General features: G+C 72.2%; 13 protein-coding genes. 6 read left to right on the top strand and 7 right to left on the bottom strand.

All coding sequences use genetic code 11. From position 1 onward, the window contains the following. Nucleotides 1-23: 23 nt before the first annotated feature. A complete protein-coding gene (locus ACQPZZ_RS32695; RefSeq protein WP_432925451.1) occupies nt 24-1,022 on the bottom strand; it encodes a helix-turn-helix transcriptional regulator in 999 nt (332 codons plus the stop codon). Nucleotides 1,023-1,084: 62 nt separating this feature from the next. Between ACQPZZ_RS32695 and ACQPZZ_RS32690 the strand changes: the two genes are divergently transcribed. After that, a complete protein-coding gene (locus ACQPZZ_RS32690; RefSeq protein ID WP_432925449.1) occupies nt 1,085-3,352 on the top strand; it encodes an ATP-binding cassette domain-containing protein in 2,268 nt (755 codons plus the stop codon). Nucleotides 3,353-3,358: 6 nt separating this feature from the next. Here ACQPZZ_RS32690 and ACQPZZ_RS32685 read toward each other — a convergent pair whose 3' ends face one another. From ACQPZZ_RS32685 to rfaE2, 4 genes are all read right to left on the bottom strand, one after another. Continuing rightward, nucleotides 3,359-5,185: a transketolase gene (locus ACQPZZ_RS32685; protein ID WP_432925447.1), complete on the bottom strand. Its 1,827-nt coding sequence runs from the start codon at nt 5,183-5,185 to the stop codon at nt 3,359-3,361. A gap of 77 nt (nt 5,186-5,262) precedes the next feature. Then, a complete protein-coding gene (locus ACQPZZ_RS32680; protein ID WP_432925445.1) occupies nt 5,263-6,261 on the bottom strand; it encodes an SDR family oxidoreductase in 999 nt (332 codons plus the stop codon). Nucleotides 6,262-6,268: 7 nt separating this feature from the next. Continuing rightward, entirely contained in the window at nt 6,269-6,517 is a 249-nt protein-coding gene (locus tag ACQPZZ_RS32675) for a hypothetical protein (RefSeq protein WP_432925443.1), read from the bottom strand. 10 nt (nt 6,518-6,527) lie between these two features. Continuing rightward, nucleotides 6,528-7,973, bottom strand: a complete 1,446-nt coding sequence (rfaE2, locus tag ACQPZZ_RS32670; RefSeq protein ID WP_432925441.1) for a D-glycero-beta-D-manno-heptose 1-phosphate adenylyltransferase — start codon at nt 7,971-7,973, stop codon at nt 6,528-6,530. Between the two features lie 429 nt (nt 7,974-8,402). Here rfaE2 and ACQPZZ_RS32665 point away from each other — a divergent pair, with 429 nt between their 5' ends. Both ACQPZZ_RS32665 and ACQPZZ_RS32660 read left to right on the top strand, forming a co-directional pair. Continuing rightward, nucleotides 8,403-9,455 carry a glycosyltransferase family 9 protein gene (locus tag ACQPZZ_RS32665; RefSeq protein ID WP_432925439.1) on the top strand — a complete coding sequence of 351 codons (1,053 nt, stop codon included), beginning with the start codon at nt 8,403-8,405 and terminating at the stop codon, nt 9,453-9,455. Continuing rightward, on the top strand, nt 9,452-10,495 hold the full coding sequence (locus tag ACQPZZ_RS32660) for a DNA topoisomerase IB (RefSeq protein ID WP_432925437.1): 1,044 nt from the start codon (nt 9,452-9,454) through the stop codon (nt 10,493-10,495). The genes ACQPZZ_RS32665 and ACQPZZ_RS32660 overlap by 4 nt, the downstream gene beginning before the upstream one ends. On the opposite strand, the gene ACQPZZ_RS32655 is transcribed toward ACQPZZ_RS32660, so the two are convergent. Together ACQPZZ_RS32655 and ACQPZZ_RS32650 are read right to left on the bottom strand one after the other, a co-directional pair. Next, on the bottom strand, nt 10,455-11,363 hold the full coding sequence (locus ACQPZZ_RS32655; protein WP_432925435.1) for a glycosyltransferase family 9 protein: 909 nt from the start codon (nt 11,361-11,363) through the stop codon (nt 10,455-10,457). The two genes, ACQPZZ_RS32660 and ACQPZZ_RS32655, sit on opposite strands and share 41 nt — an antisense overlap. A gap of 25 nt (nt 11,364-11,388) precedes the next feature. Further along, nucleotides 11,389-12,597, bottom strand: a complete 1,209-nt coding sequence (locus ACQPZZ_RS32650) for a glycosyltransferase (protein ID WP_432925433.1) — start codon at nt 12,595-12,597, stop codon at nt 11,389-11,391. 59 nt (nt 12,598-12,656) lie between these two features. On the opposite strand from ACQPZZ_RS32650, the gene ACQPZZ_RS32645 reads away from it, so the two are divergent. The 3 genes from ACQPZZ_RS32645 to ACQPZZ_RS32635 all read left to right on the top strand — a co-directional run bounded on the left by ACQPZZ_RS32645 (nt 12,657) and on the right by ACQPZZ_RS32635 (nt 14,046). After that, on the top strand, nt 12,657-12,842 hold the full coding sequence (locus tag ACQPZZ_RS32645; protein WP_432925431.1) for a hypothetical protein: 186 nt from the start codon (nt 12,657-12,659) through the stop codon (nt 12,840-12,842). Between the two features lie 233 nt (nt 12,843-13,075). After that, nucleotides 13,076-13,321, top strand: a complete 246-nt coding sequence (locus tag ACQPZZ_RS32640) for a BON domain-containing protein (RefSeq protein ID WP_357217769.1) — start codon at nt 13,076-13,078, stop codon at nt 13,319-13,321. Further along, on the top strand, nt 13,318-14,046 hold the full coding sequence (locus ACQPZZ_RS32635) for a metallophosphoesterase family protein (RefSeq protein WP_363646576.1): 729 nt from the start codon (nt 13,318-13,320) through the stop codon (nt 14,044-14,046). Before ACQPZZ_RS32640 ends, ACQPZZ_RS32635 begins: the two co-directional genes overlap by 4 nt. Nucleotides 14,047-14,078: the final 32 nt, after the last annotated feature.

The following is a 14,078-nucleotide window of genomic DNA, read 5'->3' as shown; positions in this document are numbered from 1 at the left end:
GCCGCATGACGCGTCCCCGTCGTTCAGGGCGCCGGTCTCGTCGGCGCCGGTCTCGTCGTCGCCGCACCGGAGGCGGCGAGCAGACGGCGGGCGAAGGCGGCGAGGGCGGCCCGGAAGTCCTCGGGCTCGACGACGGTGAAGTCGGCGTCGAGGTGGGCGAGGCAGGGGATGAGCCATCTCCAGGAGTCGAGCCGGACGGTGACCTGGATCTCCCCGTCGCCGGGCCCCGGATGTATCTCGGCGTCCTCGAACTTCACCGCGTCGGCGACCTGGCCGGGCCGTGCGCGCACGACGAGCCGTACGCGCCGCCGGTCCGTGTTGAGGCCCTGACGGAGGTACTCCAGGGCGGCGTCGGCGGGCAGGGCGCGGGGAGCGTGCCGGACACCGGTGCGCACCAGGTCGCCGACACGGTCGAGGCGGAACACCCGCCAGTCGTCCCTGCCCAGGTCCCAGCCCAGGAGATACCAGCGCTGAAGCAGGTGGACCTGCCGGTGCGGCTCCACCCGCCGACGGCTCCGCTCGCCGTGCCTGTCGCTGTAGTCGAACCGCACGACCTCCCGGTCGTCGATAGCCTCGGCGAGATCGGCCAGGAGCGCCGCGTTCACCGCGGGCGCGACGTGCCGGCCGGTCTCCAGACTGGCCCGCAGCGCTGCCGCACGCGGACGCAGCCGCGCGGGCAGAAACTGGTCGAGCTTGCCGTACGCCCGGGTGGCCGCGTCGTCGAGCGCCCCGTCCTCGCCGGAACCGGAGGAGGCGAGAGTGGCGAGGCCGAGCAACGCGGCGACCGCCTCGTCGTCGTCGAGGACGAGCGGTGGCATGGTCCGGCCCGCCACGAGCCGGTAGTAGCCGCCCGGTCCCGGCTGGGTCTCGACGGGATAGCCGTACTCCCTGAGCCGGTCCACGTCGCGGCGTACGGTGCGGGGGCTGACGTCCAGGCGCGAGGCGAGCTCGTCCCCGCTGAACGGCCGTCCCGTCTGGAGGAGCGACAGCAGAGCCAGCATGCGTCGGGTCACGTCGGCCACCCGCCCATCATGCCCACAATTGCGGTCAGATTCCGGCCACAACTGTTCGTACGGTCGGGAGCATGGCTTCACCACGCATCTCCATAAGAAAGGCCCGTACGAACAACCTCCGCGGTCTCGACGTGGACATCCCGCGGGGCCGTATCGTCGTCTTCGCCGGCGTCTCGGGCTCCGGCAAGTCGTCGCTGGTCTTCGACACGATCGCGGCGGAGGCCGGTCACCAGCTGAACGAGACCTTCCCGCCGTTCACGCGGAACCGGCTGCCGAAGTGGACGCGTCCCGACGTGGAGCACATCGACGGGCTGTCGCCCGTGGTGGTGATCGACCAGCGGCGCCTCGGCGGCAACGCCCGGTCCACGGTCGGCACGATCACCGACACCTGGACCTACCTGCGGCTGCTGTTCTCCCGCCTCGGCGAGCCGCACGTGGGCGAGTCGAACCACTTCTCGTTCAACGATCCGGCCGGAATGTGCCTCACGTGCTCGGGCCTCGGCGACGTCGTCGTCACGGCCGTGGACCGCATCCTCGACCCGGACAGATCGCTGCGGGAGGGCGCGATCCGGCTTCCGGGGTTCGGCGAGGGCAACTACTGGTACTCCCAGTACGCCGGCATCGGCGTGTTCAGCCCGGAGACACCGCTGCGGGACTGGAGCGACGACGAGCGGAACGCCCTGCTGCACGGCGGCGAGGCGGCCGCCCGGCTGGAGCGGCGGCTGGGGCGCCGGCTGCCGAAGGACTACGAGGGAGTCGTCGAGCGGTTCGAGCGCATCTACCTCAACACCTCCGACAACCTGTCCGAGCGCAAGCAGGAGACGATCCGCCGGTTCACCCGGTCGCAGATCTGCCCGGACTGCGGGGGAGACCGGCTCAACGAGGCGTCGCGCGCCGCCACCGTGCTCGGGCACACCATCGGCGCGCTGTCCCGGCTGGAGGTCGCCGAGCTCGCCGGACTCGTCCGCCGTATCGACACGCCGAGCGTCGCTCCCGTCGTCGCCGCGCTGACCGCGCGGCTGGACGCCATGGTGACCATCGGACTGGGCTACCTCAGCCTGGCCCGCGCGACCACGACGCTGTCGGGCGGCGAGTCGCAGCGCATCAAGATCGTGAAGCATCTCGGGTCGAGCCTCACCGAGATGCTCTACGTGTTCGACGAGCCCACGGCCGGGCTGCACCCCACCGATGTGGAATCTATGACGAGACTGCTGGAGCGGCTGCGCGACAGGGGCAACACCGTCCTCGTCGTCGAGCACGACCCCGCGGTCATGGCGGTCGCCGACGAGATCGTCGAGATCGGTCCCGGGGCGGGGGCGGACGGAGGCCGGCTCGTCTTCCAGGGCACGTTCTCCGAGCTCCGGCGGGCCGGCACCCCCACAGGACGCGCGCTCTCCCGGCCCGCGCCGCTCAAGACGACCCCGCGTACGGCCCCGTTCAGGGCAGGGGCGGCGATCACCGTGACCGAGGCGACGCGCAACAACCTGCGGCGCGTCACCGTGGACGTCCCCGCCGGCGTGATGACGGTCCTCACGGGCGTCGCCGGCTCGGGCAAGTCCAGCCTGGCCGCCGAACTCGTCGAGCAGCACGGCGCCGTCGTGATCGACCAGAGGCCGGTCGGCGTCAACCGCCGGTCCACACCGATCACCTACACCGGCATCGCGCCGGCCATCCGGAGGCTGTTCGCCCGGCGGAGCGGCGTGCCCGCCGCGTTGTTCAGCGCGAACTCCGAAGGCGCCTGCCCCGCGTGCGACGGGCTCGGGATCATCTACACCGATCTGGCCTTCATGGACGGCCAGGAGGTCGTCTGCGAGGCATGCGAGGGGCGGCGCTTCACCCCCGAGGTGCTCGCCTACACCGTCGACGGCCTGTCCATCGCCGACGTCGACGCCCTGTCCGTCGACGAGGCCAGGCACCGGCTGCCCGACAAGGCCGTCGACCGGGCGCTGCGGCACCTGTCGCAGGCCGGTCTCGGCTATCTCCGGCTGGGCCAGTCGCTCACCACACTGTCCGGAGGGGAGTGCCAGCGGCTCAAAATCGCCAAGGAGTTGCGCGACGCCGAGCACCCCTCCACGTACGTGCTCGACGAACCCACCACGGGCCTGCACATGAGCGACATCGACGGGCTGCTCCACGTCCTGGACGCGCTCGTCGACCGGGGTCACACGGTCGTGGTCGTCGAGCACAACCTGGACGTCATCCGGCAGGCCGACTGGCTGATCGATCTCGGGCCCGGCCCCGGCAGGCACGGCGGGAGGGTCGTCTTCGAGGGGCACGTCGCGGACTATCCGGCGGACGCCGGAACGCCGACGGCCCGCGCCCTCGCCGCCGGCCGGTAGACCGTCTCAGCGAATCAGGGACAGGACGGCGTCGCGGATCGCGCCCCTGTCGACGCCGGCGTCCTCCAGCTGCTCTTGTGAGGTCGCGCTGCCGGGCATGCCCGCGACGCCCAGCTTGCGCACCTGCACCGGCGTCCCCGCCAGCGCCGAGAGCACCGCGTCGCCCAGCCCGCCCTCCGGCCAGTGGTCCTCCACCGTGACCACCTTCCCCGTCGCCTCGGCCATCGCGACCAGTTCGGGCGAGTCGAGCGGCTTGATCGAGTAGGCGTCGACCACGGTGACGGAGACGCCGTCCTCGGCGAGCAGGTCGGCGGCGGCCAGGGCCTCGTGCACGGTGACGCCCGCGGCGACCACGGTCGCCTGACCGCCGGTGCGCAGGATCTTGCAGCCGCCCACGGGGAACTCCTCGTCCGGGCCGTAGATCACCGGTGTCTCGCCCCGCGTCGTCCGCAGGTAGCGCACGCCCTCCAGGTCGGCCATGTCCGCGACCAGCCGCGCCGTCTGGTTCGCGTCGCAGGGATACAGCACCGTGCTGCCGTGCACCGCGCGGAACGCCGCGAGGTCCTCCAGGCCCATCTGGGAGGGCCCGTCCTCGCCGATCGACACCCCGCCGTGCGACCCCACCAGGCAGATCCCGGCCCGGCTCACCGCCGCCATCCGGACGAAGTCGTACGCCCGGGTGAGGAAGGCGGCGAACGTCGCGGCGTACGGGGTCCAGCCGCGGGCGGCCATGCCGATCGCGGCGGCGACCATCTGCTGCTCGGCGATGTAGCACTCGAAGAACCGCTCCGGGTGCGCCTTGGCGAACGTCTCCAGCTTGGTCGAGTCGGCCACCTCGCCGTCGAGCGCGACGACGTCGCCGCGCGCCGTGCCGAGCGCGGCCAGCGCCTCGCCGAAGGCGGTCCGGGTGGCCACACGCTCGCCCACCCCGTATCGCGGCAGGTCGAGCGGGCCGCCGGCGTACCGGTAGGGCGTGGCGGGGGCGTCGGGCGGGGTGATCTCGACGGTGAGCGTGCGGGGTCCGCCGAGCTCGCCGAGCGCCTGGTCGGCGTCCTCCAGCGGCTTGCCGTGTTTGCCCTCGCGGTTCTCCACGGCCGACACGCCGCGGCCCTTGCAGGTCCTGGCGATGATCGCCGTCGGGCGGCGCCGGGTGGCCCGGGCGTCGGCGAGCGCGTAGTCGATCTGGCCGGGGTCATGGCCGTCGATCTCGATGGTGTGCCAGCCGAAGGCGCCGAGCCTGGCGGCGTACGCGCCGAGGTCCCAGCCGTGCCGGGTCGGGCCGCGCTGGCCGAGCCGGTTGACGTCGACGATCGCCGTGAGGTTGTTCAGCCCCTCGTGCCCGGCGTGCTCGAACGCCTCCCACATCGATCCCTCGGCGAGCTCGCTGTCGCCGCACAACACCCAGACGTGGTAGGGCAGGCGGTCCAGCCTGCGCGCGGTCAGCGCCAGCCCCACCCCCACGGGCAGGCCGAAGCCCAGGGATCCCGTGGCCACGTCGACGAACGGCACCTGTGGGGTGGGGTGACCCTCCAGGCGGCTGCCGCGCCTGCGGAAGGTCAGCAGCTCCTCGTCGGTGACGACCCCGGCCGCCTTGAGCATCGCGTACAGGAGGGGGGAGGCGTGACCCTTCGAGAAGACGAGGTGGTCGTTGGCCGGGTTGGCCGGATCCGCGACGTCGACGCGCAGGTGACGCGCGAGCAGTACGGCCATCAGCTCGGCCGCCGACATCGAGGACGTGGGATGTCCCGAGCCGGCGGCCGCGGCGGCCCGCACCGAGTCCGCCCGGAGCTGGGCCGCGAGTTCGCACAGGAAGCGGTAGTCAAGCTCGTCCATCGCCATCGACTACCCCGGTACGCCCCCTCGTATCGCCACAAAAGGTGCGTACCCCGATATATAGGGGTTTGAATTCGTCAGCGGCGGCGCAGGCCCAGACCAGCGACGGCGGCGAGCCCGAGACCCGCGGCGGTGACCAGGCGGCGGTGCTGCGACATCCACAACTGCACGCTGCGGCCGTGCGACCGCCGGTCGAAGCCGCCGTGCGCGCCGTAGTCCTTGTCCTCGTCCGCGGGCTCCCACAGGTTGGACACCCCGGTCGGCGCCTTTTCCCCGGTGAGCTGCGACTTCACCCCGGTTCTCGCGAGGTAGCGGTCGAGCAGGGCGGGCACCGCCCGCTGGCCGATGATCGTGGCCGCGGTCATCCCGCCGACCCAGTATTCCTTGCGCTCCGGGTGCTCGGCGGCGTAGACGAGCGCGTCGGCGGCCACCTCCGGCTGGTAGATCGGCGGCACCGGCTGCGCGTGCCGCCGCATCCGGTTCAGCCCCCAGTCGAACTGCGGGGTGTTGAGCGCCGGGAGCTGCACCACCGTGATCTTCACGCCCGAGTCCTCGGCGAGCAGCTCCGTCCGCACCGACTCGGTGAACCCGACGATCGCGTGCTTGGCGCCGCAGTACGCCGACTGCAGGGGTATCGACCGATAGGCCAGGGCCGAGCCCGCCTGCACGATGACGCCCTTGTCGCGCGGCTTCATCAGCTCCAGGGCCACCCGGGTGCCCCAGACGTAGCCGAGGTAGGTCACCTTGGTCTCGCGCTCGTACTCCTCGGGAGTGATGTCCAGGAACGGCGCGAAGACCGTCGTGAACGCTATGTTGATCCACACGTCGATCGGGCCGAGCTCGGCCTCGGCCCGCTGGGCGGCCTGGCGGACCTGGTCGTAGTCGGAGACGTCCGCGGCGAAGACCTTCGCGGTCCCGCCCTCGGCCCCGACGTCCACGGCGGCGCCTGCGAGGCCCGCCTCCCCACGTGCGATGAGCGCGACCTTGGCGCCCTCCGCGCCGAGCTGCCGGACCACCGCGCGGCCCACCCCGCCGCTCGCGCCGGTCACCACGACGACCTTGTCCTTCAGGCTCACCTCGTTGTCATCCTCTCGATCGCGGCCCGCCGCCGAGCCTCTTCTGCCTGCGTATGGCGACCGCCATGTAGATCGCGATAATCGCCATGATCGCCACGACGACCCCGGTCAGCACCCAGATGCGTCCGACGAAGGAGAGCACCAGAACGGCGAAACAGAAGACCAGGGCGAACGACGCGATACGGACGTGGATCACGTCCATCGGCGTCGCCTCCACCATCGGCTTGCCGGTCGACGAGCGTTGTTCTTCGGTCATGCAGCCCCCTCTACCCTCGAATCCGGTTCACTATCGCCGTGGTGGAGCGGTCCGGAACGTAACCGAGCACCCGGACCTCGCCACCCAGCTCCTTGACCAGCTCCCCCTCGGGCAGCAGGTCGGGGTGGTAGTCGCCGCCCTTGACGTACACGTCCGGCCGGACGAGCCGCAGCAGCTCGGCCGGGCTGTCCTCGTCGAAGACGGTGATGTAGTCCACGCAGCCCAGCGCCGCGAGCACCGCGACCCGGTCCTCGCACCTGTTGATCGGGCGTTGCGGTCCCTTCAGCCGGGCCACGCCGTCGTCGCCGTTCACCGCGACGACCAGCACGTCGCCGAGCCGGGCGGCCTCCTCCAGGCATGCGACGTGACCGCGGTGGAGCACGTCGAAGCAGCCGTTGGTGAAGACGATCCGCTTGCCCTCGGCGCGGTCGCGCTCCAGGCACGCCGCCAGCCGCTCGGGCGGCAGCGCGGTGCCGGGACGCAGCGCCTGCAGCAGGTCCTCGTGAGAGCAGGCCGCCGTCCCCTGACGGCGTACGACCACGCTCGCCGCGGCCTGGCCGATGTCGGCGGCGCGCTCGGGCTCCGCGCCCGCCGCCAGCGCGAGCGCGAACGCCGCCGTGAAGGTGTCGCCCGCGCCGATGCTCATGGTGTCGGGCGCGGGAGTCGCGTACGTGCGATGCGGCTGCCTGCCGCGCCGGTGCAGCAGCGTGCCCTCGCCGTCCAGCGTGGTGACCACGAGGCCGGCGCCGGTGGCCTCGATGAGCTCCTCCGACCGCGCGGACAGGAACGCGACCCTGTCGTGGTCGCCGCCCTCGCCCAGCAGCCGGCGCACCTCGGCGTAGTTGGGCAGCACGGCCGTCGGGCGGCAGTCCCGCCAGGCCGCCACGTCGTGGGCGTCCACCACGAGGATCGGCGCGCCGCGCGATCCCTCGCTCCGGTCGATGCTCAGGTCGCACAGCACCCGGCGGACGTCCGGGGTGCACACCCCGCCGCCGTAGTCGCAGGCGATGATGACGTCCGCGTCCGCCGCGAGCCGGATGATCTGCTCGATGAGCTCGCGCTCGGCCGCCTCGGGCAGCGGTGCGTCGTCCTCCTCGTCGTACCGCGCCACGATCTGGCCGTCGGTCAGCACCCGGCGCTTGACCGAGGTCCGCCAGCTGCGCACGATGACCAGGCCTTCGACGTCGAGCCGTCCCAGGGCCGCGTTGAGCGTCGCCCCGGCGGGATCGGCGCCCGTGACCCCCACCATGTGGACCCGCGCGCCCAGGGCGGCCAGGTTCACGGCCGTGTTGGCGGCGCCGCCCGGCTGGTCCTCGATCTGCTCGACGGTCACCACCGGCACCGGGGCCTCCTGCGCCATGCGCTTGGTGTGGCCCCGCAACCACGAGTCGAGCATCACGTCCCCGACGACGACGGCTGTGACTTCACCGAAACGGTTGAGCGTCTCTTCCGTCATATCCGGCGGCTACCCCGGCAGACGCAGGGGAAACAACAGGCACGGCAGACCCGGCGGGCCGGTTTGGGGCGGTCGCACCGGGGTAACCGGGATCAGACGTCGCTCCACACAGCGCTCCACACAGCGCTCCGCCGGAGGTCAGCCGGCGGGCCGGACGAATGGGGGTGTCCGATGGACGAGGGGACGAAGCGGGTGACCGTCCGTTCGCGTGGCGGCTTGTGCCCATGAGCGAGCGAAGCGAGCGAATCAATAAGCACAGTGCGATTCGAGAAGTGCTGACCTGCGCGCCTCCGGCACGACGCGACTCCGAGCCGTCAGGCGAGGAGGTGGCATGAGCGAGCGAATCGGTAGGCACAGCGCGCTTCGAGAAGTGCTGACCTGCGCGCCTCCGGCACGACGCGACCCCGAGCCGCCAGGCGAGGGGGAGACATGAGTGCGCTGCTCGTCGAAGGGGTGGAGCGCATCGCCGTGCTGAGGGCCAACGCCCTCGGCGACCTGCTGCTGGCTCTGCCCGCCATCGGGGCGCTCAGACGGGCGTATCCCGCCGCCAAGATCACCCTGCTTGGCCGTGAGTGGCACGCGCGGTTCCTGCGGGGCCGCCCCGGCCCGGTGGACGAGGTGGTGGCGTTGCCGCCCATCTCCGGCGTCTCCTCACCGCCGGACGGGCCCACCGCGCCCGAGGAGCTCTACGAGGACCTGCGTGAGCGCAGGTTCGACCTGGCCGTCCAGATGCACGGCGGCGGGCGCAACTCCAACCCGTTCATCCGCCGCCTCGGCGCGCGGGTGACGGCCGGCCTGCGCACCCCCGACGCCGCACCGCTCGATCGCTGGGTGCCGTACGTCCACTACCAGCACGAAACCCTGCGCTATCTCGAGGTGGCCGGGCTGCTCGGCGCCGCCACCAGCGAGATCGAGCCGAGGGTCGCCGTCGTCAGGGAGGACTGGGCGGAGCTGAACCGCACCCTCGGCAAGGTGCCGCGGGGCCTGGTGGCGATCCACCCGGGCGCGGGGGACCGCCGCAGGAGATGGCCGCCGGAACGCTTCGCCGAGGTCGCCGACCGCCTCGGGCGGCCGGTGGTGGTGACCGGCGTCGAGGAGGAGCGGGAGGTCGTCGAGAAGGTCGTCGCGCAGATGCAGACCCCGGCGAGGGCCGTCGTCGGAGAGCTGTCCCTCGGCGGGCTCACCGCGCTGTACGCCGCCTGCGATCTGCTCGTCTCCAACGACACCGGGCCGCGCCACCTGGCGGCGGCGACCGGCACGCCCACCGTCGGCGTCTACTGGTGCGGCAACATGATCAACTGGGGTCCGCTGAGCAGGGGCCATCAGCGGCCGCTGATCTCCTGGACGTCCGGCTGCCCGGTCTGCGGAACACCGGCCGACCCCAGGCTGGGCATGCGGGAGTGCGGCCACCGCGACGTCTCGTGGGTGGGTGACGTGAGCGTGGACGACGTGCTCGAACAGGCGTGGGACCTGCTGCGATGAGCACCGCCGCGGAGGTCTTCGCGACCCCGCCCGTCGAACTGCGGCCGAGCGACCCGAGCGAGCCGGGCATCCGGCGCCGGCGCCGCGGCCGCGGGTTCAGCTACACGTGGGCCTCCGGCCGGCCCGTGAAGGACCGCTCCACCCTGCGCCGGATCAAGAGCCTCGCGATCCCGCCGGCCTGGACCGACGTGTGGATCTGCGCCCATCCGAACGGCCACCTCCAGGCCGTGGGCACCGACTCCGCGGGCCGCCGGCAGTACCGCTACCACGACGAATGGCGCAGGCAGCAGGACGAGGCCAAGTTCGACCACGTGCTGGAGATCGCTCAGCGGCTCCCCGCGTTCCGCGAGCGGATCGCGCGCGACCTGCGCGGCGACGAGCTGGGCCGCGAGCGCGTGCTGGCCACCGCCGCCCGCATGCTCGACATCGGCTTCTTCCGCGTCGGCGGGGAGGAGTACACCGACTCCTACGGCCTGGCCACGCTCAAGACGTCGCACGTGAAGTGCGGCGACGGCAAGGTCGTGTGCCACTACCTGGCCAAGGGCCGCAAGGAGCGGGAGCAGGTGCTGGCCGACGCCGACGTGTGCGAGGTGCTGACCGCGCTGTCCAAGGGGCACCGGGGCGAACTGCTGCGCTACCGCACGGACGACGGCTGGGTGGACGTGCGCAGCGCCGACATCAACGCCTACCTCAAGGAGGCGTTCGGCACCGACGTCTCCGCCAAGGACTTCCGCACCTGGCACGCCACCGTCCTGGCGGCGGTCGGGCTCGCCGTCTCCCGCCCCGTACGCAGCGGCGCCGGGCGCAAGCGCGCGGTCTCACGGGTGATGAAGGAGGTGTCGGAGTATCTCGGCAACACCCCGTCGGTGTGCCGCGCCTCCTACGTCGACCCGCGCCTCGTCGCGTTGTACGAGAAGGGGCGGACGATCCCCCTCGAACGGCTGGGCGAGGACACCGGCGAAGGCGGCCTCGCCACGCATGGGCCGGTCGAGGAGGCCGTCATCGAACTCCTGCGCCGAGCGCCCGCACGGCGGCGCTGACCACCTGGGCGGCCGGGACCGCCGCGTCCAGACGCTCGGCGGCGTCCGTCTCGTGCAGGATCGGGTGCCGTCCGTCCGCGGTGGAGACGAGCACCGAGGGCGTCCGGTACGCCTCGGCGAGCCGTGTCATCGCGACGTCGCCGCTGATGACCAGGCGCGCCCCCGCGACCAGTGCGCACAGCTCCCGCAGCGAGGTGCGGCCCGCCAGCACGATCTGCGGCGGCAGCACCGCCCGGGTCGCCACGAGCAGGGCCATCGGCCGTTCCCGCAGGCTGCCGGTGATCACGACGGGCAGGCCCTCGTCGGTCAGCGCGCGCGCCACCTCGGCGAACCGCTCGGCGGGCCAGCGCAGCGACGTGCCGCCCGCGCCGGGGTGGATCACGACGGCTCCCGGCGCGGGGCTGGCGGTGAGGGGAGTGGGCAACGCCAGGTCCTCGGGGTCGGCCGGCACGCCGTGCCACCGGAGCAGCCGGCACCACCGCAGCACCTCGTGCTCGCCCGGGTCCCACCACGGTCCCCTGATCCACGGGACGTCCGGGTTGGCGTACGCCCACAGGCGCCTCGTCCCCACACCGAGCAGGACGCGGTGGCTGCGCGGCCCCCGGTCCTGCAGGTTGACGGCGAGGTCCGGCAGGAGCGGCGGGTGGTCGGCGCTCTCCTCGCCGGGTCCGGGCCACGACAGCGGCGCGAGCCCGTACGCGGGCAGGATCCGGTCGACCGCGCCGGTGAGCGCGGCGAGCTCGCTCAGCTCCGGCGGGCAGGCGAGGACGACGCGCAGCCCGTGGCGGCGCAGGGCGCGCAGCGCGGGCACCACGGCGAGCAGGCCTCCGATGCCGTCCGAGCGCAGCACCAGGGCCGTCGACGTCACCGGCTCACCTCGCGGGACGGCGGGATCATGAGGCGCTCCTTTCCAGCTCCCGGGCGGACAGGGCCCGCTCATAGGCGGCCAGGGTCTCGCCGGCGATGCGGCTCCAGGCGTACCTCGCGCGGGCCCGGTCGGCACCCGCGATGCCGTACGCGGTGCGCCGCACCCGATCGTCGAGCAGCTTGCGCAGCGCCCTGGCCAGCACGGCGGGCTGGCGGGGCGGCACGAGGAGACCGGTCACGTTGTTGACCACGGTCTCCTTCTGGCCGCCCACCGCCGAGGCGACGACCGGGACGCCGCAGGCCATCGCCTCGAGGGCCACCATGCCGAACGGCTCATACCAGGGCACGGACACGACGGCGGTGGCCGAGCGCATCAGCGAGGGCAGCGTGTCACGCTCGACCCGGCCGAGGAATCGGACCCTGTCGGAGACGCCCGCCTGGGTCGCGAGCCAGCGCAGCCGGGTGACCTCGGGGTCGTGGTGCAGCTCCGCCGCCGGAGGACCGCCCGCGACGACCAGCTCGGCGTCCCGCAGGTACTGCAGCGCCCTGATGGTGGTCTCCAGGCCCTTGCGCGGCACGAGCCGGCCGACCGACAGCAGGCGCGGGCGCTCCGGCCGCTCCAGCGGCTCGACGTGCGGGTGGAAGGCGGTGACGTCCACTCCGCAGGGGACGACCCGGGCCGCGCGGCGGGGCACGCGCATGCGGATGAGTTCGTCGATCTCGTCGGTGCAGGTCGCGATGATGCCGTCGACGCGCCGTCCGATGTCGGCCTCGGCCTCGATGCGCTCCCGCGGGCTGGTGTCGGCCGTGCCCTGGTGGCGCCGCTTGACGCTGCCGAGCGCGTGATAGGTGTGGACGACCGGGATGCGCAGCTTCTCCGCCGCTGGGAGGGCGGCCAGCCCGCTCATCCAGAAGTGGCTGTGCACGATGTCCGGCCGGTCGAACAGCCACCGGTCGTGCAGCCACTTCCCGAAGTGGGGAATCCAGGGAAGGATCTCGTCCTTGGGGATCTCGGAGGCGGGACCGGCGGGAACGTGGACGACGTTCACGCCCCGGCCGAAGGCGACGGTTTCCGGCAGGTCCTCGCGGTCCTTGCGCGTGTAGACGGTGACCTCGTGGCCTGCTCGGGCGAGCTCCCGGGCGAGGGCGGCGACGTGCACGTTCTGACCGCCGGCGTCGACACCGCCGAGGGTGGCGAGCGGACTGGCGTGCTCCGAGACCATGGCGATCTTCACTGGGGGTTCCTCCAAGAGCGGCAGTGGCGGGTACCCGGCTCGGGGGTCAGGGAGTCCAGGTGAGCAGTCCCGGCGACGGCGGCGCACGCATGGCGGGCCGCGGCGGGCGGACGGTGGAGGGCGGGCACGCGGCCCGCGAGGAGGGCGGCGCACGCGTGGCGGCGGGCGGCGCCGGAGGCGGCCGGAAGGGAATGGGCCGCGATGTGGGGGCCGGAGGGGAGAGTGCCCGTGGAAGAGGCGCGTGAAGAGATGCGGCCGACCCACCCGGCATGCCGGTCGGGGCGAGGTGAAGGCCGATCAAAGGTTCCCAAGACGCTCCTCCGTCGCGGCATGCTCACGCCAAGGAGGTACCTGCGTCTTAGGCACCAGGAATACCGACAACCATATCCACCCACGCGCCAGTCAAACCACTGGTTTCGCTTGGAAAGGGCCGGGCAGCGCTAACCATACGGAACCGAGGGGGACACGAGGGGAAGAGATGGAGACGCCGCACTATGTCGCGGCCCGCGTGCAGCGGGCTCTCGCGGAGGACGAACGGACCACCGAGCTGGGCATTCGGGTGGATGTGCGAGGAGAAGAGGTCTACCTGCGCGGGCAGGTCTCCTGTGACGAGCGGCGACACCAGATCGAGAACGTCGCCAGGGAGGCGGCTCCGGGCCTGCGGGTGCACAACGAGATCACCTTGGTGGAGGTGCGGGAGCCGGGAGAGGAGGAACATCTGTGAGGGAGCTGCGGATCGCCGCCGTCGCGGACATCCATCTGGGCGAGGACCTGCGCGGCCACTATCGCAAGAAGATCGAGGGCATCGAGCGTCGTGCGGACGTGTTGCTGGTGGGAGGCGATCTGACCAGGCACGGCACGATCCCCGAAGCGCGGGTGGTCGCCGACGAGCTGCGCGGCCTGCCCATCCCCGTCGTCGCCGTGCTGGGCAACCACGACTACCACTCCGACCGCAACCAGGAGATCGTCGATCTCCTCCGTGACGCAGGCATCGTCGTCCTGGACGACGAGGGCACGGTCGTCCCCATCGACGGCGTACGGCTCGGAGTCGCCGGCGGCAAGGGCTTCGGCGGTGGTTTCGCCGGGAAATGCGCGAGCGAGTTCGGCGAACCGGAGACCAAGGCGTTCGTCCGGCACACCAAGGAGATCGCCGAGCGGTGGCGGCGGGCGCTCAAGGAGCTGGACGCCGACCACAAGATCGTGCTCAGTCATTATTCGCCCGTGAAGGACACGCTGATGGGCGAGCCCCCGGAAATCTATCCGTTCCTCGGCAGTTACATGCTGGCGGAGGCCGCCGACGCCGAGGGCGCGGATCTCTTCATTCACGGTCACGCGCACGCGGGAACGGAAAAGGGTGTCACTCCCGGAGGTATTCGCGTGCGAAACGTCGCCCTTCCGGTGATCAAGCACGCGTACACCGTCTACTGCCTGAACGGCGACCATTGCTGATCCGCCGGTCTCCACGCCGTGCGGCTTCGAGT

This window comes from Microbispora sp. CA-135349 (genome assembly GCF_050947365.1).
In the GTDB taxonomy this organism is placed as follows: Bacteria; Actinomycetota; Actinomycetes; order Streptosporangiales; family Streptosporangiaceae; genus Microbispora.
Note: the sequence above shows the minus strand (reverse complement) of the source record. Positions and strands in the feature narration are given on the sequence as shown.

What these genes read in the sequence shown, in the direction of transcription:
- ACQPZZ_RS32690 (WP_432925449.1), top strand. Translation starts at nt 1,085, where the DNA reads ATGGCTTCACCACGCATCTCCATAAGAAAGGCCCGTACGAACAACCTC.
- ACQPZZ_RS32685 (WP_432925447.1), bottom strand. Translation starts at nt 5,185, where the DNA reads ATGGACGAGCTTGACTACCGCTTCCTGTGCGAACTCGCGGCCCAGCTC.
- ACQPZZ_RS32675 (WP_432925443.1), bottom strand. Translation starts at nt 6,517, where the DNA reads ATGACCGAAGAACAACGCTCGTCGACCGGCAAGCCGATGGTGGAGGCG.
- rfaE2 (WP_432925441.1), bottom strand. Translation starts at nt 7,973, where the DNA reads ATGACGGAAGAGACGCTCAACCGTTTCGGTGAAGTCACAGCCGTCGTC.
- ACQPZZ_RS32665 (WP_432925439.1), top strand. Translation starts at nt 8,403, where the DNA reads ATGAGTGCGCTGCTCGTCGAAGGGGTGGAGCGCATCGCCGTGCTGAGG.
- ACQPZZ_RS32660 (WP_432925437.1), top strand. Translation starts at nt 9,452, where the DNA reads ATGAGCACCGCCGCGGAGGTCTTCGCGACCCCGCCCGTCGAACTGCGG.
- ACQPZZ_RS32640 (WP_357217769.1), top strand. Translation starts at nt 13,076, where the DNA reads ATGGAGACGCCGCACTATGTCGCGGCCCGCGTGCAGCGGGCTCTCGCG.